Origin of the sequence: Nodosilinea nodulosa PCC 7104 (assembly GCF_000309385.1) — a bacterium.
GTDB lineage: Bacteria > Cyanobacteriota > Cyanobacteriia > Phormidesmidales > Phormidesmidaceae > Nodosilinea > Nodosilinea nodulosa.
This window is the reverse complement of the sequence record NZ_JH976537.1, coordinates 5,184,432-5,208,637: the sequence shown is the minus strand read 5'-3', so window position 1 is coordinate 5,208,637 and position 24,206 is coordinate 5,184,432. Positions and strand designations below refer to the sequence as shown.

17 protein-coding genes are annotated in these 24,206 nt (G+C 53.7%); 7 read left to right on the top strand and 10 right to left on the bottom strand.

The window, feature by feature from the left end:
* Positions 1–28 precede the first annotated feature (28 nt).
* Positions 29–217, bottom strand: a complete 189-nt coding sequence (locus tag LEPTO7104_RS0124155) for a hypothetical protein (protein WP_017301164.1) — start codon at positions 215–217, stop codon at positions 29–31.
* Between the two features lie 371 nt (positions 218–588).
* The gene (locus LEPTO7104_RS0124150) at positions 589–1,254 is read right to left on the bottom strand and encodes a hypothetical protein (RefSeq protein ID WP_155523755.1); all 666 of its coding nucleotides are present in this window, start codon (positions 1,252–1,254) and stop codon (positions 589–591) included.
* Positions 1,255–1,299: 45 nt separating this feature from the next.
* Here LEPTO7104_RS0124150 and LEPTO7104_RS0124145 point away from each other — a divergent pair, with 45 nt between their 5' ends.
* Together LEPTO7104_RS0124145 and LEPTO7104_RS0124135 are read left to right on the top strand one after the other, a co-directional pair.
* Positions 1,300–2,091 (top strand): IS5 family transposase, encoded by a 792-nt coding sequence (locus LEPTO7104_RS0124145; RefSeq protein ID WP_017296610.1) that lies wholly within the window; start codon positions 1,300–1,302, stop codon positions 2,089–2,091.
* Between the two features lie 164 nt (positions 2,092–2,255).
* Positions 2,256–3,316 (top strand): ISKra4 family transposase gene (locus LEPTO7104_RS0124135; RefSeq protein ID WP_155523727.1). Its coding sequence is split into 2 segments (ribosomal slippage): positions 2,256–2,412 and positions 2,412–3,316, totalling 1,062 coding nucleotides; the frame shifts between segments, so codons are not numbered across the junction.
* 711 nt (positions 3,317–4,027) lie between these two features.
* Here LEPTO7104_RS0124135 and LEPTO7104_RS40375 read toward each other — a convergent pair.
* The 5 genes from LEPTO7104_RS40375 to LEPTO7104_RS0124100 form a co-directional block, all read right to left on the bottom strand.
* The gene (locus LEPTO7104_RS40375; protein ID WP_155523754.1) at positions 4,028–4,234 is read right to left on the bottom strand and encodes a hypothetical protein; all 207 of its coding nucleotides are present in this window, start codon (positions 4,232–4,234) and stop codon (positions 4,028–4,030) included.
* 362 nt (positions 4,235–4,596) lie between these two features.
* On the bottom strand, positions 4,597–5,367 hold the full coding sequence (locus LEPTO7104_RS35110) for a hypothetical protein (RefSeq protein ID WP_155523753.1): 771 nt from the start codon (positions 5,365–5,367) through the stop codon (positions 4,597–4,599).
* A gap of 496 nt (positions 5,368–5,863) precedes the next feature.
* On the bottom strand, positions 5,864–7,441 hold the full coding sequence (locus LEPTO7104_RS0124110; RefSeq protein ID WP_083887130.1) for a HEAT repeat domain-containing protein: 1,578 nt from the start codon (positions 7,439–7,441) through the stop codon (positions 5,864–5,866).
* Between the two features lie 100 nt (positions 7,442–7,541).
* Positions 7,542–8,372 (bottom strand): DUF4344 domain-containing metallopeptidase, encoded by an 831-nt coding sequence (locus LEPTO7104_RS35105; RefSeq protein WP_196358147.1) that lies wholly within the window; start codon positions 8,370–8,372, stop codon positions 7,542–7,544.
* Between the two features lie 19 nt (positions 8,373–8,391).
* On the bottom strand, positions 8,392–9,270 hold the full coding sequence (locus LEPTO7104_RS0124100) for an aspartoacylase (RefSeq protein ID WP_017301157.1): 879 nt from the start codon (positions 9,268–9,270) through the stop codon (positions 8,392–8,394).
* Between the two features lie 110 nt (positions 9,271–9,380).
* Between LEPTO7104_RS0124100 and LEPTO7104_RS0124095 the strand changes: the two genes are divergently transcribed.
* Entirely contained in the window at positions 9,381–10,346 is a 966-nt protein-coding gene (locus tag LEPTO7104_RS0124095; RefSeq protein ID WP_083887129.1) for a LysR family transcriptional regulator, read from the top strand.
* On the opposite strand, the gene LEPTO7104_RS0124090 is transcribed toward LEPTO7104_RS0124095, so the two are convergent.
* Positions 10,338–11,105: an iron-containing redox enzyme family protein gene (locus tag LEPTO7104_RS0124090; RefSeq protein WP_017301154.1), complete on the bottom strand. Its 768-nt coding sequence runs from the start codon at positions 11,103–11,105 to the stop codon at positions 10,338–10,340. The two genes, LEPTO7104_RS0124095 and LEPTO7104_RS0124090, sit on opposite strands and share 9 nt — an antisense overlap.
* A gap of 397 nt (positions 11,106–11,502) precedes the next feature.
* Between LEPTO7104_RS0124090 and LEPTO7104_RS0124085 the strand changes: the two genes are divergently transcribed.
* The 3 genes from LEPTO7104_RS0124085 (at position 11,503) to LEPTO7104_RS0124075 (ending at position 14,887) form a co-directional block, all read left to right on the top strand.
* The gene (locus LEPTO7104_RS0124085) at positions 11,503–12,459 is read left to right on the top strand and encodes a LysR family transcriptional regulator (RefSeq protein ID WP_040697417.1); all 957 of its coding nucleotides are present in this window, start codon (positions 11,503–11,505) and stop codon (positions 12,457–12,459) included.
* Positions 12,460–12,697: 238 nt separating this feature from the next.
* Positions 12,698–13,282: a Cif family virulence factor gene (locus LEPTO7104_RS37315; RefSeq protein WP_017301152.1), complete on the top strand. Its 585-nt coding sequence runs from the start codon at positions 12,698–12,700 to the stop codon at positions 13,280–13,282.
* A 384-nt stretch (positions 13,283–13,666) separates the two neighbouring features.
* A complete protein-coding gene (locus LEPTO7104_RS0124075; protein WP_017301151.1) occupies positions 13,667–14,887 on the top strand; it encodes a permease in 1,221 nt (406 codons plus the stop codon).
* Here LEPTO7104_RS0124075 and LEPTO7104_RS0124070 read toward each other — a convergent pair.
* Positions 14,884–16,128: an alpha/beta hydrolase fold domain-containing protein gene (locus tag LEPTO7104_RS0124070; protein ID WP_017301150.1), complete on the bottom strand. Its 1,245-nt coding sequence runs from the start codon at positions 16,126–16,128 to the stop codon at positions 14,884–14,886. The genes LEPTO7104_RS0124075 and LEPTO7104_RS0124070 overlap by 4 nt on opposite strands.
* A 253-nt stretch (positions 16,129–16,381) precedes the next feature.
* On the opposite strand from LEPTO7104_RS0124070, the gene LEPTO7104_RS0124065 reads away from it, so the two are divergent.
* Positions 16,382–17,158, top strand: coding sequence for a sterol desaturase family protein (locus LEPTO7104_RS0124065; RefSeq protein ID WP_040697412.1), 777 nt, complete (start codon positions 16,382–16,384; stop codon positions 17,156–17,158).
* A 611-nt stretch (positions 17,159–17,769) separates the two neighbouring features.
* Here the strand turns inward: LEPTO7104_RS0124065 and LEPTO7104_RS43315 are convergent.
* Entirely contained in the window at positions 17,770–23,451 is a 5,682-nt protein-coding gene (locus LEPTO7104_RS43315; RefSeq protein WP_017301148.1) for an esterase-like activity of phytase family protein, read from the bottom strand.
* Positions 23,452–24,206 lie beyond the last annotated feature (755 nt).

The following is a 24,206-nucleotide window of genomic DNA, read 5'->3' as shown; positions in this document are numbered from 1 at the left end:
AGATTCGTGGGCCATCAGCCATCGAGCCTTAGGGATACAGGCTGATGGTCTGATTGGGATCGACAACGACTACGCGATCGGCGGTGATGTTGCCGGTTGCTGCCCCTGCGGCCGCGCCCCCCACAACTGCACCAACGCCAGCGTCGCCTAATATTTCACCCAGAACTAACCCCCCAGCCGCGCCAATGCCAGCATCCTCGGCGACGGTTCTCCCCATCCTCTGTCATCCTGAGATCGGTAGAGAAGCGATCGCGCCCTCTATCCTCACCTACAATCACAGACGCCCAGTTTTTCCATAACCTTTTGCACCAGTAGAATGGCTCTGGTGGATGAGTTGGGCTAAAGATGCAGAACCTGCGATCGCTTGACACGATACACCCTGATTGACCGATAAAAATTCTGATGCATGTTGGTATTGAACGAAGCAAAAACCAACACCGTTAACGGTATTGGTGGGCTGCGCTAAAGCCAACAAAACCTACGTCAGAATAAGGGTTTCAAGGATTTTCCAGTCAGCCTTCAATCACCACAGCCAACCTTAGCAATGTGCCAGCTTTTGTCTAAGACTTGGGCTGCCACTTTAGAAATCTAAAATGAGATGACTCTGTTCGTAGCAACTTCTACCAAGCCCAAAAGCTTGCTAATCCCTAAAATTCCGACGTACATCACACCAGTTATCAGGGATAGAGGAATGCCTCGATATGAGCTTATTATTACTGAGCCGGTTGGGGTAAAGGTAACCCTAAATTTTGCCAAAGCGGGTGGAGCTTCTGCTTCCGAATTGGCAGCTAGGCTCGGTAGCGGAGTTAGCTGAGACTTTTCAGTTGCCGCTGGGCTCATCGGCTCATAGCCAAAGACCGTGCCCGTTTTCTCAACTCCTACAAAATAGGCCAGTTTTTCACCATTATCTAAGCTATGCTTCCAGGCCTTATCAATTTGATCGTGCAGCTGTCGAGCCAGTCTTTGATTATCCCAGTAGCCAGAAATATCGAGCGCAGTTGCCAAAGCTGAACTCAGCCAGGAATTCTCACGAGACTTTCGCATTAGAAAACAAAATCCAATCGCTTGAACAGAGGCTGGCACAGTTAACTGAAAGACTTCGGCATTGAACGCTAGGAGACTTCTCGGTAAAAGACCATTCACTGACTGAAAAACATAAAGAAGTAATGCGGCCAAAATTCCTAAGATCGGTGGCAGTAAAATCCACCACTTAGAGGGTGTTTGAAAAGTCGGTCCGTGGGTAAAAAAGCTCACTCCGTGTAAGTTGCAGATAGAAGTCAGCAATGCCGGAGTGAGACGATGAGTAAAGACTACCCCAGCAATTTAACCCGTGCCCAATACGAGCTGCTGAGTGACTTGCTGCCTGAGGCCAAACCAGGCGGACGACCCCGCAGCGTGGATCTGTGGGAGCTGCTCAATGCCATGATGTATCTCCTGGTAGAAGGGTGCCGTTGGCGGGCCTTGCCGGGAGACTTTCCGCCATGGCAGACGGTGTACACCTACTTCCGGAACTGGCGCAAGGACGGCACCTGGATCATCATTCATGACCACTTGCGCGAGTGGACTCGGATTGAGCAAGACCGACACCCTCAACCGTCAGAAGCCGTCATCGATAGTCAGAGCGTGAAAAGCGCGGCCATGGTGCATGAGGCCGTTGGCTATGATGCGGGCAAAAAGATTAAAGGACGTAAACGGTTTCTGGGCGTCGATACCTTCGGCTTGGTGCTGCGGGTGCTGGTCACCGCCGCCAGTGTGCCGGAGCGTGAGGGGGGTAAGCAACTCCTCAAGCGCGTCAAAGCGATGGGGCCTGCCATCTCGAGACTGACCATTATTTGGGCGGATGGGGGCTTTGATGGCCCTGCTTTCATGATGTGGGTGATGGATACCTGTCGTTGGATTCTCCAAGTCGTGCTGCGACCTCAACAAACTAAAGGGTTCGTGCTGCTCAAGAAACGCTGGGTGGTGGAGCGTACCCTCGGTTGGCTGATGGGGTGCCGACGTTTGGTGCGAGATTATGAACTGCTACCCGAAACCTCAGAGACCCTCATCTACCTGGCCATGATCCGTATTATGGTCAGGCGGTTGGCATAATTTTTGACCCCTCAGATCTTTTAAAACGTCCTCTTAGCCTTATAAGTATATGGACGCAAAACCCGCCGGGTGCATCCCAGTTATGCAATGAGCAATAATACTTATCTCTAACCAGGCTCATGAACGTTAAGCTTTGAGCAGTTCAACAGAGGAACTTCGCTCCCATGGATGCCTCCAAAGAAGCCCGTCTCAAAGCCCTGACGCAAGAGCTAGCCGAACTGCTCTACGAGGAGACTGACCCAGAGGACGTCAAGACCCTCGAAGGCATCGAGACCGCCGTGCGGGGGCATCTGCTCGAGCATGTCGGCCCAGAACTCGGTCATTTTTTATCCGCACAAGCAGCGGCACAACGCGAGGCCGGCAGCGAGGCGTGACCAGCATCATTGGCCAATTGAGCATCAGCGAACAGCAAGGACAGCGGCTAGGCCTGAAAGCCCGAACTCAGTGGAGTCCGCAGTTAGAGCAGTGTTGTTTGCTGGTAAGTGCCAATGAGTCTTACGACGATACGGCTCATGATATTGCGGTGCTAACCGGGATATCGGTCTCCAAGAGCACTCAGCAGCGACTCGTGCATCGTCACGATTTTCCGTCTGAGTTGGTCGATTTCGGCGTTAAAGAGATGAGCCTTGACGGGGGCAAAGTGCGCTTACGGACGCCCAAAGGCCAACGGAGTGAGTGGCGCGACTATAAGGCCGTTAACCTTCATCAAGGCTGTGTTGCGGCCTTTTTTAGAGCGAATGATGCCCTGGTTGAGTGGGTCAATCAGCAGCCCTTGGCGTCTCCGGTGGTGTGCTTAGGCGATGGGCACGACGGGATTTGGAATCTCTTTGCCCAGATCGCGCCGCCAGTGCAACGGCTTGAAATTCTAGACTGGTACCACTTGATGGAAAATTTGGGTCAGGTCGGCGGGTCACAACACCGACTGGATGCCGTGGAGACCTATCTGTGGCAGGGCGATATTGAAGGAGCTATCAAGCTGTTCAATGACTGGCCCCATGAACGAGTTGACCGGTTTATCGCTTACCTAGCCAAACATCGACACCGTATTGTGAACTACGCCTACTACCAAGCCGAGGGTATGTCTATTGGCTCGGGCGCAATTGAGTCAACGGTCAAGCAAATTGGGCGTCGCATCAAAATTTCAGGGGCTCACTGGGACGAAGAGAATGTGCAACAAGTGCTCAGACAGCGATGTGCTTATCTTAATGGCTACTTCTCAAAATGAGTCTTGCAAGACTGGGATGCACCCAAACCCGCCACTGCAAATAGCCAAAAGTAGTTAATATTAGCAAACTAATAGCAAAAAACAAGATAGGTGCCATGGGTAAGGGAATGAAAAAGGCTTTTCCATCCTGTATAGATCGGAACGCCATCCTGGTGAGCGCACCGAAGCAGCTAATTAGAACCGAGTTAATTGTAAAAACCAAAATCCACGCTCGGCTTGGGATATAGAGTCGCAAAGCGAGCCATTGGAAGGTGCCTACAAGTAATCCTACAGTGCTGCCTTCTGCGATCGCGCAGGGTAGTTTACACTGCTCCCCAAACATCATGTAATCCAGCTGATGATTTAGATGTCTGGCAATCAGGGAGCCTGCTATTGTAGCCGTCAAGAAAAAAAATACAAAGCGGACGCGCTCGTCAGGGCGAATGAGGAGGTTTCGAGAATCGATAAAACTATAGTTGGGAGCCATCATGGTGACCATAGCAAATAGGACTAGATTCAAAAAACTAGCGAGTTTTCGTCCATTTAAATCCGGTAGACACAATAAAAAACCTGGTTGACTGAAAAAACCCTTGAAACCCTTATACTGCCGTAGGTTGGCTTAGCGTTAGCGTAACCCAACAAAACCGTTACTGGCGTTGGGTTTTTTCCTTTGGAAACGCTACGCGAACGCTTCGCTCAACACCAACCTACATCAGAACTTTTGTTAGTTAATCAGATAAAAACAGAACAGCAACTTTGAAAATTATAGCTGAAAGGCTTAACGATCACTTCCTCTTCCTGGCTTTTGCCTTTTGCAATACATTTTTCATCAAAGAGTCGTCTGCGTCGAAAAAATTCATAGGCAAGATAAGCAACAGAATTTGCATAAGTGCGTTGACAAACGGAATCACCATTAAAAGCACTGTCCAAGTCGACCATCCAATACTCCGAATGCGTGGCATGTCTAGCATGAGAAGCTTAAAGCCAAGAATGCTAACGTTAAGGCCGACTGCGGCGGTCTGCATGACCAGTGACTCAGTTGAGAACATGTCCTGCTGATATCTGTAGCTATTTATTAAAGGCAGCAAAACTCCTGAGCATCCGCCCAATGCAATTAATAGGGCCAGGTTATAACAAAAATATCGAACTCTATTCAGTTTCTTTGGGAAAATCCTAGCCATGTTAAGATGTACTCCTGTTTGAACAGCATTTAGTAAGCAATTCAATTATTTTCGCTAATCAGCCCAGGCCTGCTGATAATAGTTTCAGGCCCCTGGATTAGTTAATCGGGTAATATTCAGCTAACGGCGATCGCGCTCAAGCTGATCAATAACGTCGCGGTAAAGCTGTGCCTCTGACCTGTGGAGATTTCGTTCTCTCTCAGCTTTGATATACCGATAGCAGGCTCCTTCATCACCCTGAAGCAGCTTTCTTAATCGCGTCTTGAGCAGATCTAGCTCATCGGGAGCATTTTGCTCATACAGCTGGTAAAGATTTAGCACATGCTGTTGGGCAAACTCATACTCTGAATCTTTCAAATACCCTAGACGGTGCCCACAGCCAAGGTCGCCTGTTTCTTCGCGCTTATAGCCAGCCAGAAAAATTTGTCCAAATCCGCAAATAAACATACACAAATCTGTGTATCTTTCGTTGAGCAGAATATCACTTTTGCGAAAGCCGTGATTATTCAAAATGTAGTGGCATACTTCATGGGCCAGGATGGAATGCGCTGCTAGTCTATCTTTAAAGAAGTCTGAGCTGAGCTTAATAGTGACCCACCCCGCTTCATCAACTTCAAACATACCGGCGGCAAAGGGCACCGAAGTAACAACAGTATGTGGGGTCATACAGGGTACCTGAAAACCCGGTACCGATCGCGCAGCATGATCCAGAAAAATCTTAACCACCTGCTCGGGTTTAGCAGCCTGGTCAATGTCGGCGGGGCTAAGTAGAAACTTTGAGGTTGTCCAGGGTTGCGGGGCTACCCATGCCAAGTCGGCAAGCTCTTTTAGCTGCATTTTCAGCTCAGCAAAATCTGCGCTTGCCGATCGCTCAGGTGGAGTAAATGGCACAGTAGGCTGAGAATTTGTTGGCGGCGATGGTGCAGCTCTATAGGATATTTTTGGGGCAGGTAAAGGGCTTGGCGCAGCTCGTTTAATTTCTTCCCGAGGGGATGAGAGCGAGCGGCCAGACAGTGAGTATACTGACGGCGATCGAGGGGAAAGTTTTGAAGATATAGGGTTTGCCGTACTTTGACTTGAGGTTTGCTTCCCTGCTAAAGATCGTCGCCTAATCAGAAATTCATAGGCTAGCCATATGCTTAGAAATACCAAGATCAAGATTATGATGCCTTCTAGGTTTTTCATCAAAGATATCCTTTCGCTATCAATTTCTCGTCAAAAAATCTATTTCCAGGCAGAGAATTTTCCGGCGGTTTATGTTTTCCAAGGTCTTGCTTAAGAATTAGCTCGCTATCAAAACTAAATGCCTCAAAAAACAATCGGTAAAATTGAGCATCTGAGCGCATTCAAGAGGTAGACAGCATTTTTCTCAATGTACTTAGCCTTCCTAATGAAAACCAAGTCCATTTTTATTCTCCAAAAATGTAGGGAATTTATTCACGTCAATTGCAGCAAATGCCTGAGCAAAAACATCTCTGGCTATCTCTTCAGGCTTTTTCGATTTGCTTGACTGCCCAGCGAAGCCTGCGATCGCGTCAATTACAGCAGAATTAGACATCCAGTTGCGATCGATATTTTCCAGCAATCGGAATGCCGTAAACTTTGTATTTGGGTCTGGATCTAGCAACATTAGAGCAATGGATGGCATCGCTGCCGAAGCCTGTGGACCGAGTTTCTCCAATGTTTGAATTGCGGCAAGCTTAATGTTTGAATTTGGATCTGCCAGCGCTAGCGCAATAGTCGGCGCAGCCACCGAAGCATGGGAGCCAAATTTTCCTAATAGATGTAAGGCAGCTTCAGCCATTCTTTGATGTTTCTCGAATTCATCGTTATAGTCTTTCGATTTAGCACACCAATGAGAAACTATTTCAGTTAGCATCGGCACGGTCTGCGGGCCAGTTTGCGCTAGGACGTTAGCTACAGCTCTGCGAACATTGGGATTGCGATCTCCCAGGAGCGGTAGAAGCTCTGGCACAGCAGGTTCAGTTGCTGCTAGGCAGGCTGTCATAGCCTTGCGAACATCGGCATCTCGGTCACCGAGACCGACTATAAGGGATGGGATAGCGGCTTTTGCAAAAGATCCGAAATTTACCAGCGCCTTAGCCGCCGCCATCCGCACCTGTGACGATTTGCTGTTTAGCGCCTGAATTAGCTGGGGCACAGCGCTCTCAGCATCTGCACCAATATCAGCTAGAACTTGAATTGCGCGCACCTTGTATTCTATTTTGTCCCCCTCCTCTACAATCAGGTTAGCCAGATAAAAAACCGCTGGTTTACCGATCTGTTGCAGCAGTTTGTAAGCAGCTTGGCTCACATCTTCGGAATATGCCTTTTGGAAGCAGTATGAGTATTTGAACTCCTCTGCTAACCTTGGAAAGACCTTGTAAACTTCCGAATTTTTGGGCCAGCAGGGATCGATTAGCTGAAGGGCATTTAGGGCTTCTTTTCGCACAGTTTTGCTAATGTCGACACAGGCGATTAGTAATGGTGAAATTGCCGAAACTGCATCTGCACCCATTTGACCTAGGAGTTTGGCAGCGAGACGGCGGAATTCCGGATTGTTGCCACAATTAAGGTACTTTGTAAGCTCTTCAATGCTAGAAGTGCTAGATGGTCCTACATCCTGTTGAAAGCTTGGCCGATCGTCTTCGGTGTTAAACCATACTCTGTCTCGCTCACGAACTGGTGGTTTGAAAGTCTGTGTAGTTGGATAAGTGATTTCTTCAACACTAGATGTACTGGATGGCCCTGTATTCTGTTGAAGGTCTGGCCGATCATCTTCACTGTTGACCCGAACTTTATCTCGATCTTGAATCAGTATCGGGGAAGCATCTGAAGTCCGATAAGTTTTCCGAGAATGTTTGGGAAAGCGAGATTTACGCTTACGGCGTTTGGTTGGCTTAATTACTAAATTAAAAACCGTAATTAGCCCAATCAGGAGGATGAGAAAGGTGAGGTAAGCCATGGCTATAAGTAAGCTCCTAAACTAAAGGCTTTTGTTGTTAGGGCAATCAAAATAACAGTAGATTAGCCATTAAAGACTCCCGTAAACTCAAAAAGTAAGATTATTGGAAACCCATAATTCCATCTTGTTGTAGCCGAACGTGGGGTTGAATTAACTGGAGAACAGCCTGAGAAACTTGCTGCGATCGCTCTATACATCGAGGTTTTTGACTCTCAGGCAAAATTTCCTCTGGAATGTCTGTGTATTCTGAGGGGTTGCTGCCATAGCTTAGGCAAGCGATGTTATAAAACCGCTCTTGTGCAGAAGAATGTTCATCTGTAGAGCTAGGCAAAACACTTTCATACTCAGAAGTAATCAAAAGATCGAAGGCTGCTGCCCAAGCAATTCCTAAACTATCTTTGCCGCCAAAACTTAGAAAAGTGGTTGCAATCTGGTCCGCAGCATCCTCTTCTTGCCCTAGCACAGGAAGATTAAAGTCATGGATCAAAGCGTGGCCTAGTTCATGGAGAAAAATGAATATTCCAGCAGATATTGCATATTCAGGAGAGTCTTCTGCGGTGACGACATTTGAATACAAAAAATCCATCCTGACTTGATCGAGAAGCTCATAGCATATGGTAATTTCGCTGGTTTCTGGCTTGTAATAGGCGTTGCTAAATCCGCACTCTTGAAAGGAGACTATGATGTCACGAGGTAGGTTGAACAACTGAGTCATTGAATCGGCATAGGCTTCAAATATTTCCCTGTACTGTAGATCTGCCGACATGTCTTGGTATCGGGCCGTTTGGGCAAATTGATATTCAACGTAGATTTGTCCATCCGAAGATTGAGCTTGAGCGCTTGGCGGGACTGCAAAGGAGGCAGAAATTGCAGCAGTAGAAAGGACTATAGTTTTTACAGTTCCTAGAAGATCGATCTGAGCTTTTTTCACGGGACACATAGCAATAGCATCAAGAAATCTGCTTTTTCTCGGTCAAGTACATAGCAATACTCTTTTCGTAATAGGCGGCTTCATTAATGAATACTGGGTATACAACCGCCGTGCCTTCGTAAGCAATTGTTTTATCTTCAAGGGTTAAAAAAATCGGATCACCTGGATGAAGCGGCTCATAATCCTTGAACTGGAGTTCGGGATGAATCATCGCTTGTGTCTCTCCATGTTCATCTTTGGGGTAGGCAACTGCTTTGAGATAGCGATACAAAGTGAGCGAGAAATTGGGCTGAAGGAATTTGCCCTGGTTGTACTGATCTAGATAGTCCAAAATTGAGCTGACCAAAGCTTCTGTACTTTGAAAAAGTCTGGCGTCTACAACATTCTGAGCTACGGGGCCAACCTCAAGGCAAAAGCCAAATTTTGCCAGCGATCGCAGGGCAACCCGGCCACGCCCCGATTCAGCCGTGCTGTAAACCTTGACGGATGGGTTTAGGGATTGAAGATGGGATGCCAGCCGGAGCGTGAAGCTATCTTCGCTATCTACAATTAGGGTCAGCCCCATGTTGCTGGTCGTACTGTGCAAATCCACAATTACATCGACGGGGGCGTCACCAGTAGGGCCGATCGCCTGGTCGAGGTGCCTGGCCCGTCGGTCTTCGCAACCTGCCAGCGTTTTGTCGTTCAGGCGATCGCGCTCAAAGCTGCGGTTCAAATCTCGATCGATGTAGCGGGCTCTGGCAGCAACGGCCTGGGGGTTGCCCAGCAGCACCTGGGTTGAAAACGTAGATCGCTGAACTAGGTCAGGGCGTTGGCCAAACTTTTTAACCAACTGCACGCCGATCAGCTCGTTGCCGTGGGTTCCACCCACAATTGCGACCCGGTTCACGCTGTCCATATATGCCCTACCTGCCTTTTGCAGTGACTTCATCGCCTTGGCAGAGATTAAACCACAGCCAACCAATGTTATAGTCGGCATAATTATCAACTAAATATGATTAATTTGTCATGGCTGTACCTCCTTCAGAATCTGCTAGTGGCCCGTCTGGCCCCAGTTGGGACGATCTGGACTTCGGGGACCTCAAACTTGCCGTTGCCGTCGCTGACCAGCAAGGGTTTGTGCAGGCGGCCAAGCATCTCGGGCTTGACCAGGGCTTTTTAAGTCGGCAGATCAAGCGCCTGGAAACCAGGCTGAAATTTGAGCTATTCGATCGAACTCGGCGCAGCCCCCTTGCCCCAACCGATGCCGGACAGGCATTTTTGAAGGAAGCCCGTTTGATCCTGGCCCAGACTGCCCAGGCGATTGAAGCCGCCCAGCAGATCAGCCGGGGGGAAAAGGGGCGGCTGATCGTCGGCATCAATACCTCGATCGCCAACAGCAAACTGCCGGATATTTTGCGATCGTTTTACGCCCGCTATCCAGAGGTGACGCTTGTTCTTCAAGAACTCGCATCCTACGACCAGATTGAAAAGCTGAAGCAGCAGCAGCTCGATGTAGGTTTTTTCCATGCGCATAACTTACGAACTGTTGAGGGAAACCATGGAAATTTAGATTTAGAAACTCAGATCGTTCTCAGAGAACCGCTGATTTTAATACTTCCTGAAAAGCACCGTTTTGCCAGCCAAGCTACTGGCGTTGCGATCGCGTCTTTGGCAAAAGAATCGTTTATCCTGCCGCCCGCCAACCTGCTGTACGGGCTGCGCGATCAGATCGATCAGCTCTGCCTAGAGGCAGGGTTTAAGCCCAAAGTTAAGCAGGAAGCGGCCTGGATTTCAACGGTGCTGAGTCTGGTTGCCGGGGGTGTCGGAATTTCCATTCTGCCCGCCAACGTGAAGAATCTGCAGCGTCACGGCGTCGTTTATCGGTCGATTCTGGGCAGTTCTCCAGAGCTGGAAATCGTGGCGGCCTGGCACCGACACCATCGGTCTGCGCCCTTGAACAATCTGCTGAGCGTGATTCAAAACCTAGGTTGATTTGCAGGTAGACTCATACTCTTGCAGCAGATCTTCGAAATACTGAACATGGCGATCGATGCCTTGGTCAATGGCTGCGACCACGCGGGCGGGCATGGCTGAATCTTCGGCGTGAATTAGCACCGGGCGAATTGAATCTTGAAAATGGTTAACTTCCAATTCGGCGTGGAGGCTCAGCCAGGTTGGCTGCTTCATGGCGCGGGCATCGAAGTAATGCCGCAGAATTTTGCCGTTGCGCACCGAAACGCACAGTTCCCGACCGCTCAAGGCCGCCAGCGCCTCATAGAAGTTGTCGGTGCCGTAGCTAAACTGGTCGAAAAAAGAGCGCTCGTAGGCGGTGGTAGCCGCGCTGCGCTGGGCGGCGGCAATGTCGTCATCGCTGAGGCCAAGGTCGTGCAAAAATTCGACGTACATCTCGCTGTGCCCGTCTTCTAAATCGGTAAAGATGTGGTCAGAGAGGGATAAAAGCGCCGCTTTTTGATCGGGGTCGGTGCAGCTTCCGGCTTTGACGATGCACAGGCCAAACCACTGGTGCAGGCGATCGCGCCAGTGGTGATACTGCAAAAACACGTACTGCATCAGGGGCGCTGAAACCTGCCCGGCCTGGAGCAGGCTAAAAAAGCGGCTGCCGTCGAGGGCCGCGTTGCAGTAGGCAATCGTTCTATCTGTGATGGCAAGTTCCTGGACCTTAGCCGCCGTGGGGAGTTCGGCCCGGTGCAGGCGGCTGGAGGTAGAAGCGGTCAGATCGGCAGTTTTCATACAGTTTACCTGGATAGCTAGGGGGACTTTTGGGGGTATAGCTGTGGCCAGTCTGATTAAGACAAGTCTCCTATGAACGTTTGAGCGTTCAAGCGTTTGAGCGTTCATGGGGTTTTTGGATGTCCTACCCAACGCGACTACGGCTATAACACTGAGTTCTGCTGGGTACACCCGGTTTGCAGGGGCGTTGCACCGCCATGCTTTTGTGAGATGCCTGTTTTGAACTGGGGTGTCCCAAAGCAGATTTTGTATCAGGGTGGGCAAGCGCAGCGCGCAGTCGAAGCGCTGTCCCGAGTCCCTGATTTCTCGGGAGAAGGGGTCGGGGCGGCGATCGCATATACCCTAGAAGATATAGCAGAATATAGTAAAATATCTTTCGAGATATATGGCGTATTTTATGCATCTTCCATCCCTGCTTCGGCTTGAGCTGCGGCAGATCTGCTACTTTGTGCTGCTGGCAGAGGCCGACAACAACTTCAGCGAGGCCGCAAAACGTCTGGGCATTCAGCAACCTCCCTTTAGCCAGAGAATTCAGGCCCTGGAGCGGTCGCTAAGTACCCATACCGCTGAGGTCAGGCTACTTAATCGCAGCCGCCAGCCAATCGAGCTAACCGCCGCCGGGCAGGCGTTTTTAGAAGAGGTGCAGCTGGCGCTGGTCCACCTCGATCGCGCGGTTTGCCAAGCCCAGCGCGCCAGCCAGGGGCAGCTTGGCCGCCTGACCATCGGCATCCACAACTCCGTTGCCAACACGGTTTTTCCCGAGGTGCTAAAACGCTTTCAGCAGCGCTTTCCAGACGTAGAGCTGGAGCTGCGGGAAGTCACCGTTCCCGAAGAGATTTCGCTGCTCAAAACCCACCAGCTCGATGTCGTATTTCACCGCACCGAAACACCCTACGAGGGCGATGCAGACTTAAGCTGGAGGCCGGTTGCCCAGGAGTCGTTCCTGCTGGTGTTGCCCGGCCATCATCCGCTGGCTCCAATGCCTCAGATTCCGCTGAGGGCCTTAAAAGATGAAGCGCTTATTCTCCCGTCCCTGGATATTTTGCCCTTCTACAAACAGGTGATTACCCTATGTCAGGCGGCGGGGTTTGAGCCCAAAGTTGTCAACACCATTCGCGCCACCGGCATTGTTACTCTACTGAGCCTGGCCGCAGCGGGGGTGGGCATCGCTGTTCTGCCCAGCCACGTGCAGGTGCTGGGCCGCCAGGGCGTTGTCTACAGGGCGATCGAGGGGGCTTCCCTGGTTCGCCACATCACAGCGGTATGGCGCCAGAAGGATTCCTCCATCGTCCTAGAAAAGTTTCTCAGTATTCTGCAAGAGGTGATGGACTCCCCTTCCCCCAGGCCGATTTAAACTGTTTAGAAAGTGGCGATCACACCACCAGAAGGGGATTTTCAAGGCAGGTTTGAATCAAAAAATTAGCGCTTCTCGTAGAGTCAAAATCATGCTTCAGCTCAGCAACGCCAGATAGAAATAGAGCGGCGCTTTGGGGCGGCCCTGTGCACACCTCAGATGCGATCGATGGCCTGCCGTTCCCACCAATGAATTAGCATGGGAGCATTGAGCGTCAGCCCCTGGAGAAGATCCTGCGATGAACATTGTCCCCTGTCTCTGGCCCAAACAGCGCTATGGGATCGGTGGAGCGGTCCTGCTTATAGCCCTGCTCAGCGCCTGTAATGCGCCCCAGGCGGCGCCTCCCCCATCGGCCTCCGGCCCGGTTGCAGCGCCCGCCTCGCCCGCCCCAGGCACCCCTGAGTCAACTCCGGCATCGACCGCTCCAAAACCTTCGGGGGATGAGAGTAGCCTGCTCCAGCAGGAGGCGGTTCAGGTCATTCGCAACTACTACAGCGCCATCAACCGCCGCGACTACAGCGCCGCCTACGCCCTCTGGCAGGGCGATGGCATCGCCAGCCAGCAGACCCTTGAGCAGTTTGAGCGCGGGTTTACCGACACCGTATCGGTGGCCGTCGACGTGGGAGATCCCGGCCCGGTGGACGGAGCGGCGGGGTCACTTTACATCGAAATTCCGGTGACGGTGACAGCAGTGACCGGCGGTGGAACGCCCCAGCGGTTTCGCGGCAGCTACGTGCTGCGCCGGGTCAACGATGTGCCGGGGGCCACGCCAGAGCAGTTGCAGTGGCACCTCTACTCGGGAGATGTTGCCCAGGTCCGCTAGTGGACTGCGGCATAGGTGTCTGAACTATGGTCGATCGCAGGGGGGCGGTGGGGCTGGTACTCTGAGGCGGAAGTTTAGGGACTGTTTCTGCAAGCTAGGGAGCAGGGGAGCTAGGGAGCCAAGCGCGCCAAAACGGTGGAGATATTTCAGCCTTCGAGTATTAGGGAGCCAGGGGAGTTGGAGCGGTGGCTTGATTTCCGTTTAGCAGTACCAACTTTGGCCGTTTTGTCCTGGACTTTCTGGGGGGTTATGCCACAGGCTAGATGCGCGATTAAATAAAAACCCGTTTTATGGAGGCCCATAGCTGCTCTGCTCCTGACGCTCTGATATGGGCAGCTATGGGTTTTCTTTTGCCCCTAGAGTCTCTATTCAGCGCGCGTCGGCATGACCTTTTTTTCTCTCTACAGTGAAGCTGCTCTCACCTCCCTAGGCTATTTTTGGCAAGCGCTGTGGGCTTTTGTGCTGGGCTACCTTGTCAGCAGCATGATTCAGGTGTTTGTCACCCGCGATCGCATGCAAAAGGCCATGGGCGAAGCGGGGCGGGGCAGCGTGGCCCTGGCCACCTTTTTTGGATTTATTTCGAGTTCCTGTAGCTTTGCGGCCCTGGCCACCACCAAGTCGCTGTTTAAGAAAGGGGCGGGTTTCGTGCCGGCGATCGCGTTTTTGCTGGCCTCCACCAACCTGGTTATCGAGCTGGGCATCATTATTGCCGTGTTTTTGGGCTGGCAGTTTGTGGTGGGCGAGTACATTGGCGGCATTTTACTAATTCTCTTTGCCTGGCTGGGCTACCGTATGACTGGCCCCAAGCAGATGATTAAGCAGGCCCGTCAGCGCCTGCGCGGGCAAGACGGCGACGGCGGCGACGAGGCCCCCTCCGACTGGCGGGACAAACTCCAGAGCCTTGAGGGCTGGCGGCAGGTGGCCCGCCGCTACCGCATGGAGTGGGGCATGGTCTGGAAGGATGTGACCGTCGGGTTTACCATTGCGGGCATTATTGCGGCTTTTGTGCCCCCCGCCTTCTTTAAAACTTTGTTTATGGGGGCCGGGCAAGACAGCGCTACCCTGGGCTTCTTCTCGGTTTTGCAGAACATTTTAATTGGCCCCGTTGCCGCCTTTTTTACCTTCATTGGCTCCATGGGCAACATTCCCCTGGCGGCCATTCTCCACAACAATGGCGTCAGCTTTGGCGGCGTCATGGCCTTTATCTTCAGCGATCTGGTGGTGTTTCCGGTAATTCGCATCAATGCCAAATACTACGGCTGGAAGATGGCCCTCTACATTTTGGGGCTGCTGTTTGGCGCTCTCATTGCCGCCTCGCTGATCTTGCACTACGGGTTTGCGCTGCTGAATCTGCTGCCCGAAGCCGGGGCAAGCACTCCCCCCGGCCAGCGGTTTGCCGTTGACTACACTCTGTTTTTAAACCTGGTGTTTCTCGCCATTTCTGGCGGGTTGCTCTGGCTGCTGCGGGGCGAAAAAGGCGAGTCTTCTGGCCACCATCACCACAGCGATCGCAGCCTGATCGAGCGGGTGCTGTTTTGGCTGGCGATCGCCGCTTACCTGTGGCTGGCGGGGGGGGTAATGGTCACCGGGCTGGGCTGGGCTTAGCCTGCGCTGCCGTACAGCGCCCAGGCCAGAAACCGCTCGGTGTAGTAAAGCGCCAGCTGATTGCCGACGCCGCTAAACAGAATGTCGAAGGCGTGCTCAGACCAGGGCACTTCGAGCCAAACGGCCCGATTGCCGGTGGCCTGGAGCTGGTTGTATAGCTGCCGCCCATACTTGGCCTGCACGATGTGGTCGCGCCCCCCGTACACCAGCAGGGTTGGAGGTAGACCGGGCCGCACGTAGTGAATTGGCGAGGCCTGATGGTAGAGGTTGGGCACCTGATCGGGAGTGCCGCCCAAAAAAGCCCTCAGCACGGCGCGGCTATCAATGGGGTCTGGGACGGGTGGGTTTTTGTAGCCCGCCGCCAAATCGACCGGGCCATAGTAGTCGACCACCGCCCGAATCGGCACAATTTGGGGCGATTGGTAGGCCGCGATCGCAGCCAGATGCGCCCCGGCCGAGCGACCCATCAGGGCCAGGCGGCTGAGGTCAGCGCCCAGATCTGCCGCGTGGGTTTTCAGGTAGGTCAGGGCCGTGCGCACATCCTCTATCTGGGCGGGGAAGGGGTACTGGGGCGCGTGGCGGTAGTCGATGGCGACAACGGTATAGCCCTGGGCGGCCAGGTAGCGGCTAAAGGTCTCGTGGCTGTCTGGGCTGCCCCCCTGCCACGCCCCCCCGTAGATGACGACCAGGGTAGGGTGGAGGCCCGCCGCCGGTCGGTAGACATTTAGCCGCAGGGGCACGCCGTCGGGTTTGGCAAACTCCAGCCCGCGATCGACATCTATCTCCCCGGGGGGCAGGGCAATGCCCCCAAACCCATCCCAAAGCCGAAAAGGCTGTGGCCGCAGTCGATCCCGGACCGGCTCTGGAACTTGGGCGAGATAGTCTGCCCCCAGTTCGGTTTGCATTTCGGCGGCCATGCGGGCGCGGGTGCCGGGCACCTGCAACAGCGGCAGCAGGCTCAGCAGCAGGGCGATGGCGCAAATCCCCAGGGCGATCGCGGCGGGTTTGCCCCAGCCGTAGGCGAGCAAGACGACCGCCCCTGCGATCGCGCTCAGCGCGGCCAGCCAGGGGCTTACCTCCGGTGCCCCCACCCCCAGGGGTAGCCAAAACCGATTTGGCGCTGGCAGCACGATCCAGAGGCTCAAAAAAAGACTGACCCCCGCCAGCACCATGGCCAGCACCCCGGCACCAGAGGCAAACAGCGATCGCGGCTGATTAGACGCCCGTCGGGCAAAACGCATGGAGCCTTCCTGGGAATGTTGGCGGCAAAGATGGCGGCAAAGGCTGGTTTTTCAGACGCGGCCTCTCCATTGTGCAGAACGGTGACGGTATTCTCAACCAGGGGGCCGACTCATCTCTATGGCCCCCCAGAGCCCGCTGGGGCATCTGCGGATAGCCCCTGCTGGGGCCAAAAACAGCGCCCGCTCAAAAATTTGTTCCCACCCAGAGCGAATATTGCTGCACCATGAGAGCACAGCCAGGGAATTAAACCGCTTGAGAGAACAGTCCTTTGGATTTTACAGCCTAGCCCTGTGGGGCATCATTCTATGCCGCTATTTTTTAGTGGCTGGAATCACCTACTGGGTTTTTTATTCGCCAGTGAGTCGGTTGTTCACCCAGCCTCGACCGCGCCACCGGCCCCCCTCCTGGCGCGCGATTCGCCACGACATCAGGCTATCGGCGATCGCCGCGATCGTCTTTGCCCTGGCCGCCGCCTTCATTCTCTCTGCCTACCGGGAGGGAACAACCCGCCTGTACGCCGACCCTCAGCACTACCGACTGTGGTATCTGGGGGCCAGCTACGGCGCCGTGCTGATTTTGCAAGACACCTACTTTTACTTCACCCATCGCCTGTTTCATCACCCCAAACTCTTTGCCTGGCTGCACCAGGGCCACCACCGATCGCGCTACCCCACCCCCTGGACCTCCTTTGCCTTTGACCCGCTAGAAGCCGTGGTGCAGGCGCTGTTTTTGGTCGGTATTGTCTTTGTGCTGCCGCTGCATTTTATTACCGTCATTGCCGTGCTCATGACCATGACCATGTGGGCCGTCCTCAACCATTTAGGCCCCGATCGCCTGCCCGCCCCCTTTCCCCACCACTGGCTGGGGCGGTGGATTATTGGCCCGGCGCATCACTCCGTTCACCACCTCAAATACACAGTGCACTACGGGCTTTACTTCACCTTTTGGGATAGACTCCTCAACACCCAGGACCCCAGATATACCAAAAGTTTGAGCAATTTTTCCCTAGATCAATCCGACTACGGCTAGGGCGTGTTTTAAAACTTGGTCAAAGCTTGATTCTCTCGTACGGGGGATCAAGGTTTTCAGAGGGTTTTAAAACAGAGCCTAGTACTCTGAGGCGAAAGTTTAGGGACGATTCCTGCAAGCCAGGGAGCCGAGCGCGCCAAAACGGTGAATATATTTCAGCCTTCGAGTGTTAGTCTCCGTTTTGGGACGGCTATAGATATACGATTAACCCGTTTCACAACCTATAGCCGTAGCCCCAATTGACTGACAAAAGTTCTGATGTAGGTTGGTGTTGAGCGAAGCGTTCGCGTAGCGTCTCTAGACGAGAAAACCCAACTCCAGTAAGGGTTTTGTGGGGCTTTGCCAGCTCAACCCAATCTACGACAGCATAAGGGTTTCAAGGATTTTGTCAATCAACTAAGCTGTAGCCAGTCTGTTTAAGATATTTCCCTCAAAACGTTCAACCGTTTGAATGTTTTGAAGATTTCTGGATGCCCTAACCAACGTAACTATGGCTATGCTTTCGATGATCGCTAAGCCTTGGGTAAATATATAAATAGTTATGCAAAAAACCCCCGCTCTCATTAGAGAGCGGAGGCTGAAAGGCTTAGACTTTATGCTCCAAACCCTAATTAGGCAACCACAGGCTCAACCGAGTCGATGGTGACAATTAGGTCGTTAAAGTCGTTATCGGTCAGGTCCTCAAAACGCCAGACGTTACCGTTGGTCTGAATGTGAGACTGACCCAGGGCCGCATCGTGAATCGTAACCAGGTTTTCGGTACTGCCCTGCACCAGTAAGGCTGGTGCGTAGTAGCTACCACCGGCCATAATCATAGACCCGTTAACCACGCTGAAGTTATCGAGACTTAGCCCAGCACCATCGATCAGGTTGCCGGCAACCGCCGCTTCATAGCCTGCTTCACCGGGGAGAAGCCCGTCGACAGCACCCTTGGCATCGGTCTGGTAAAACTTCAAAATGTTGTCGTAGGTCGCGTCGCGGGACGCAGTGACGTTGACGGCCACATCGCCATCAAACCCGGTTAGGTTAACCAAGCCCTGCACCGGTTCGTCCTTCGACAGGAAGGCGAGCTGACTGCCTTCAACCAGCCCTTCATCGGCAACAACGCCATCTCGTAAACTGTGGGCCTGCACATCAAAGAGGAACAGGCTGCCGCCGTCGCGGCCAAACAGGTCAGAGACATCGATGATGCCGGAGGATTCCCAGTTGCCGATGTCGGCAGGTTCTGGGTCGCTGAGGTTGCTGGGCACCGCCGAGCGATCGATCTGCCCCACCCGCACTGCTTCGCTGGTGTTGGGGTCGAGCCGCCAGATGGAGGCTTCTTCACCGGAGGTAGCGCCAAAATCAGGCTCGATCGCCCGGTCTTCCTGCACGTAGATGTAGTCGTCGTCGGCCCAGTCCAGGTTGTCCTGGCTGCGAATGCCGAAGTCGGGACCCTCGAACTGGCCGCCGCCCGCATCGTCACTATCGTAAATGGCCTTGACCGTAGCGGTGATGTCGCTGCCACCAAAGTCGAGGTCGAAGGTGTAGGTGGTACCCCAGCTGTCGACGCCGCCGAACAGGCTGTCGCGACCGGTGGAGTTGAGTACGGCCATGGTGCCGTCGTTGGGGTTGGTGGCCAGGTCTTCGGGGCGAGAGAAGAGGAAAGCGCCAGCATCGGTGGCCAGCACATCCTGCTGGGCCTGGGTGGCGTAGCCTAGAGCATCGTAGCCGCTAGAGCCATCGTCGCTGGCCAGGTCGGGGCGATAGTAGTCGATCGCCACAAACTGTCCATCCCGGCTGCTGCCGGTGCCGCGAAAGTCGGTGGGGTCCCCATCGCCAGAATCAGAAACCCAGACGTAGAGCTGGCCCTGGGCCAGACCGTTGCGATCGAGGAAGCTGCCGTCGCCGAGGGCGTTCTTCTCCCCCACGTAGAGGGTCATGGGCGCGGGAGCGCGGTCATCCCCAATCAGGAAGGCAACTTTGTCGGCAGATCCGGTGTCAATCTCGGTGACGCTTTCCCAGGCGGCAAAGCCCAGGGCGGGCACGGCCCAAAGTTCACCCGTAGCCACGTCAAGGGCGTACTCGGTGCCGCCGCTAGTCTCTTCCCCGGTAAAGAAGATATTGTCCACGATGCCCATGCCTGCGCCAAACTGGTTGGCGGGAATTAATTGGGCGGAGCAAAGACGATTCAGACCGCCAAACTCCAGGTCAGCGGCTTCGTCGACGATTTCACCGGCCCGGTTGTAGATGGTGTCGTAGGCCAAGCCCGCATCAACCACCGCAAGGCTATCTTTGTCGATATCGAAATAGCTGACTCGGCCTCCGGTCAATTCGGTGCCGTTGGCTAATTGGTACGCATAGCCAGCGGTTGAAGCCAGCTCGTGGTTCGCCAGCACCCGAATGGTGTTGTCGTCCAGCGCGAAGGCCCCCAGGCCGTCGAAAACCCCCGGAGGGGTATAGCCGCCGTAGGTTTCGCCCGTGGTGAACAGCGGGTCGACCGTGTAGCCGTTCAGCCCCGTCATCATGGGAGCTTCAGCCGTGTCGAATTCGCTGCCGGCAAAGCCGTAGCGATCGCTGCCCTCAACCCCCAGACGAGGATCCAGGTCCAGGGATTTATTCAGCTTGACCTCGATGATCTCATTGTTGTCGATATCCGGCCCCCGACCCACAGAGAACGGATAGTTGTTGTCGTTGGCCACCAGAATGGTGTCCTTGTCCAGCACCAGCACGTCTTCGATGGTGACAAAGGGAAAGTCAAAGGTGGTTTTGCCGTCGCCATTCAGATCATTGGGGTCATCGAGGGTGAGCAGGTCAACCGCTTCCTCTTTGCCGATAAAGCCATTGCTGTCAACGTCAGAGAAATCAACCTTGAAGATCTTCTTGAACTCGGCGGTTTCGCCTTGGCCGTTGTCCCGCTCAATCACCAGAAACTCGTGGTTATTGATCGGGGTGAAGTCGCCGATCGCGTGGTCAGCGGCTTCCATCTGATAGAGGCCCACCAACCCTTCGAAAGAGCTGGTTTTGGTGTCAAATTCATAGATCCGCAGGGAACCAGCGGGGTCGCCGACCACGGTCCCTTCCAGCAGCGGATAGAGCGTGGTGCGATCGGGGCTAAAGGCCATGCCCTCAAAGCCCTTGGAGTTGGGCAGGTTAGAGACTGCCTCCCCGGCCAGAACATCGGGGTTTTGGGGAGAGCGTACAGTATCATCCGTAATTTGATCCCGTACAAAGTCACCGGTATCGGGGAAGTCAGTAAAGTAAGCGTCAACTCCCAAACTGATGAACTGCTCATACTCCTTATTGGGATCGCCCTGGTAGTCAGAGGCCAGATAGCGCTCCTCATTGCGGAAGGTGTATGGATGCACTTGCAGCCCAGCCGCGTGGGCGTCCTCGATCAAAGAGGACGCGGGCAGCGTGACCTTATCCGCATCGTTGATGGTGCCATCTCCGTTTAAATCATCGGGGTTGCCATCGCCGTCCTCGTCAACTGTCTTGACAGACACGATCATCCGCTTCCAGGGGCCAATGCCATCGGCATAGGTCGCAATTTCTGCCAACCCTTCAGAGGTTTGCAGATCGCCGTAGGTGCGAGTGTCGCCGCTGACCACGAAGTCGTAGGGACGGGCATTCACATCCTGGTAGAGCAGGGTGCCATCGTCGGCCACATCGTAGGCATCCAGGAGTTGCACCAGAGGAATGTCAACGCCAGCAGCGGGCATGATGGAGTCATGCAAGTCCTTCAGGTTGCTGACCTCAAAGGACTGGATGAAAACGCGGCTGGGATCGGTGAAGTCGTTTTTCACCAGATCGTCAATGAGTAACTGGCTGGTGTTGAAGCCCTTGTCTTCAAAGTAGGTCGGGTGCTTGGTTTCGGGGTAGATGCCGATTTTCTTGCCCGTGTCTGCTTCGGTCTGCTTCACCAGGTCAATGATTTCATCCAGGGTCGGAATTTCGTACAAACCGTCGTAGCTGTGATCGCGGAAATCTAACCGCTCTTTGGCGCGCAGGGTTTTGATTTCAGCCAAAGTGAAATCTTCGGCAAACCAACCCGTTACAGGCGCCCCATCGACCATTTTGGTGGTTTTGCGATCGGCGAATTCAGGATGATCGGCGACATCAGTGGTGCCGCTGATATCCGGCTCATGGCGGGCAATCAAAACGCCATCTTTAGTAACGACCAGGTCAGGCTCGATAAAGTCGGCACCATTCTCAATGCCGAACTCGTAAGCGGCGAGGGTGTGCTCAGGACGGCGTCCGGCTGCGCCTCGGTGACCAATCACCAGGGGATCTTGACCGTTCAGGGTGTTGAGCGTATTGATGTTGGGGGTCGCAACCGGCGCTTCCAGCAGCTTGCCGCTGGCGTCGAAATGCAGAATGTAGGGGCCAAACTCTTCCCCAATCCAGATGTCGCCGTTGTCGCCGATTACAAACGATTCCACATCAAAATCTGCCCCGGTCAGCAGGCGATCGGCGGTGCCCTCATTCACAATGTCGAAGGGCACCAGATTGTCGGGGTCGCTGAGCTGCACAAAGCCCTGCACCTCAACGCTGCCGTCACCGCCCTCCGAACCCGCCAGGCTCGGGTCAACCTGGTAAATCCGCAGCAGGTAGTCGGCACTGTTGCCCTGGGCACCAAAGCCGTTGTCCGACAGAAACCAGTAGGTAGAGCCGTCGCCGCCGGGGGCAAACTGCACGCCGCTAAAGCCCTGTACCGGAGGACCTTCGAAGGGGCCGGTGCGGCCATTGCCCTCAATGCCTGCCCCGGTGGGGGGGCCTTCAGCAAAGGTGTCGGCGGGCAGCGAGGCAAAGCCAGTCAGCTCTGCGGGGCCAGACAGGAAGGCAATCTGGCCACCCTGAACTAAGCCCGCGTCTGCAATAATGCCGTCTTCTACGCTGTGGGCCTGGACGTCGAACAGGAATAGCTCGCCCGGATCTTCCCCAAACAGGGTGGAAACGTCGATGATGCCCGAGGTTTCCCAGTTGCCAATGTCGCCGATCGCGCCATCGGTCTGTCCGTCAGGAATCCCGGTGGTCCGGTTGACCTGGCCAACCCGAACCGCTTCGCTGGTGTTGGGATCGAGCCGCCAGAGAGAAGCTTCTTCACCAGACGTTTGGCCGAAATCACTTAAGGCCCGGTCTTCCTGCACGTAGATGTAGCCGTCGTCGGCCCAGTCCAGGTTGTCCTGGCTGCGGATACCGAAGTCGGGCCCGGCGAACTGGCCGCCGCCCGCATCGTCACTGTCGTAAATGGCCTTGACCGTAGCTGTGATGTCGCTGCCACCAAAGTCGAGGTCGAAGGTGTAGGTGGTACCCCAGCTGTCGACGCCGCCGAACAGGCTGTCGCGACCGGTGGAGTTGAGCACGGCCATGGTGCCGTCGTTGGGGTTGGTGGCCAGGTCTTCGGGGCGAGAGAACAGGAAGGCGCCAGCATCGGTGGCCAGCAGATCCTGCTGGGTCTGGGTGGCGTAGCCCAGGGCATCGTAGCCGCTAGAGCCATCGTCGCTGGCCAGGTCAGGGCGGTAGTAGTCAACGGCGACAAACTTGCCGCTGCGACTGCTGCCGGTGCCCCGGAAAGTGGAGGGGTCGGCATCGCCTTCATCGGAAACCCAGACGTAGAGCTGGCCCTGAGCCAGACCGTTGCGATCGAGGAAGCTACCGTCGCCGAGGGCGTTCTTCTCACCCACGTAGAGGGTCATGGGCGCGGGAGCCCGGTCATCCCCCACTAGGAAGGCGACTTTGTCGGTGGAGCCAGTGTCGATTTCGGTGACACTTTCCCAGGCGGCGACGCCCATGGCGGGCACAGCCCAGAGTTCACCCGTAGCCACATCGAGGGCGTACTCGGTACCGCCGCCGGTTTCTTCCCCAGTGAAGAAGATATTGTCCACGATGCCCATGCCTTCGCCAAACTGGTTGGCGGGAATTAATTGGGCAGAGCACAGACGATTCAGACCGCCAAATTCCAGGTCGGACGCATCATCTACGCTATCGCCAGCCCGGTTGTAGATGGTGTCGTAGGCCAAGCCTGCATTCACCACGGTGCGGGTTGTTTTGTCGATATCGAAATAGCTGACCCGTGCCCCGGTCAGTTCGGTGCCATTCGCCAGGGAGTAGCTGTAGACCTCCTCATCGCTGGCGATCTCATGGTTAACGAACAGTCGGATAGTATTTTCGTCGATCGCGATCGCGCCCAGACCATCTGGAACTCCAGGGGCAGTGTATCCATTAATTTCGTCGCCAATGGTGATCAGAGGATCAACCGTGTAGCCATTCAGCCCGCTCACCTGGGCAGGCTGGGTCGTATCAAAAGCCATGGGTTGAAGGTTCTCCTAATTTATTCGTTTCAAGGCTTTATAAACAGGCGCAAAAATTCCCCGCTAAGCCCTTGACCTGGCAGATAAATTTCACCCTGATTGCCACAGGAATAATCTCACAAAAGCAAAAAAATGAGATTAAGCCTGAGCGCTGTCTTGATTAATAAATTTAGGGCAAGATTAAGCCCGAACCCTAAACCATATCTGAATATCACAGGCTTAAAGATAGTAAGTTTCAGGCCATAGGCCGCTAGGAATCGAGACTGATCTATATACCTGATCCGCTTGAAATCGTTGAAATTTATCGAGAACTTAATCAGAAATTAAAGCAGCCTATTTTAATCGCCAAAGATTAACCTTGAGATAAGCAAGATTTAATTGTTTCAAACAGCTCAAATTTCAATCTAAAAAAATCTACAAGAACGATTTGAGCCGTTGCATAGAGCTTTAGCCAGTCTGGTTAAGGCATGTCTCTTATGAACGTTCAAACGTTTGAGCGTTCATGGGGTTTCTGGATGTCCTAATCAACGCGACTGTTGCTATAGACAGTTCAAAATCGACAGCGCTGGCTTTTTCCCATGCGGCCTTTAATAGCGCCAGAAGCTGTTAAAGGTCGATACTTTCCTGAATCTCTGATTCTTTGATAGGGCAATTAGAAATCTGCCGATAGATTCCCCAGGCAAATACTCCTATCACTCTAACTACACCCCAATGCAGTGAATCTTGCTGCAACAAAATGCCCCTACTAGATCTTC

Coding starts and splice junctions, on each gene's coding strand:
- LEPTO7104_RS0124155 (WP_017301164.1), bottom strand. CDS start 217: ATGGGGAGAACCGTCGCCGAGGATGCTGGCATTGGCGCGGCTGGGGGG.
- LEPTO7104_RS0124145 (WP_017296610.1), top strand. CDS start 1,300: ATGAGTAAAGACTACCCCAGCAATTTAACCCGTGCCCAATACGAGCTG.
- LEPTO7104_RS40375 (WP_155523754.1), bottom strand. CDS start 4,234: ATGGTCGACTTGGACAGTGCTTTTAATGGTGATTCCGTTTGTCAACGC.
- LEPTO7104_RS0124110 (WP_083887130.1), bottom strand. CDS start 7,441: ATGGCTTACCTCACCTTTCTCATCCTCCTGATTGGGCTAATTACGGTT.
- LEPTO7104_RS0124100 (WP_017301157.1), bottom strand. CDS start 9,270: ATGGACAGCGTGAACCGGGTCGCAATTGTGGGTGGAACCCACGGCAAC.
- LEPTO7104_RS0124095 (WP_083887129.1), top strand. CDS start 9,381: ATGGCTGTACCTCCTTCAGAATCTGCTAGTGGCCCGTCTGGCCCCAGT.
- LEPTO7104_RS0124090 (WP_017301154.1), bottom strand. CDS start 11,105: ATGAAAACTGCCGATCTGACCGCTTCTACCTCCAGCCGCCTGCACCGG.
- LEPTO7104_RS0124085 (WP_040697417.1), top strand. CDS start 11,503: ATGCATCTTCCATCCCTGCTTCGGCTTGAGCTGCGGCAGATCTGCTAC.
- LEPTO7104_RS37315 (WP_017301152.1), top strand. CDS start 12,698: ATGAACATTGTCCCCTGTCTCTGGCCCAAACAGCGCTATGGGATCGGT.
- LEPTO7104_RS0124075 (WP_017301151.1), top strand. CDS start 13,667: ATGACCTTTTTTTCTCTCTACAGTGAAGCTGCTCTCACCTCCCTAGGC.
- LEPTO7104_RS0124070 (WP_017301150.1), bottom strand. CDS start 16,128: ATGCGTTTTGCCCGACGGGCGTCTAATCAGCCGCGATCGCTGTTTGCC.
- LEPTO7104_RS43315 (WP_017301148.1), bottom strand. CDS start 23,451: ATGGCTTTTGATACGACCCAGCCTGCCCAGGTGAGCGGGCTGAATGGC.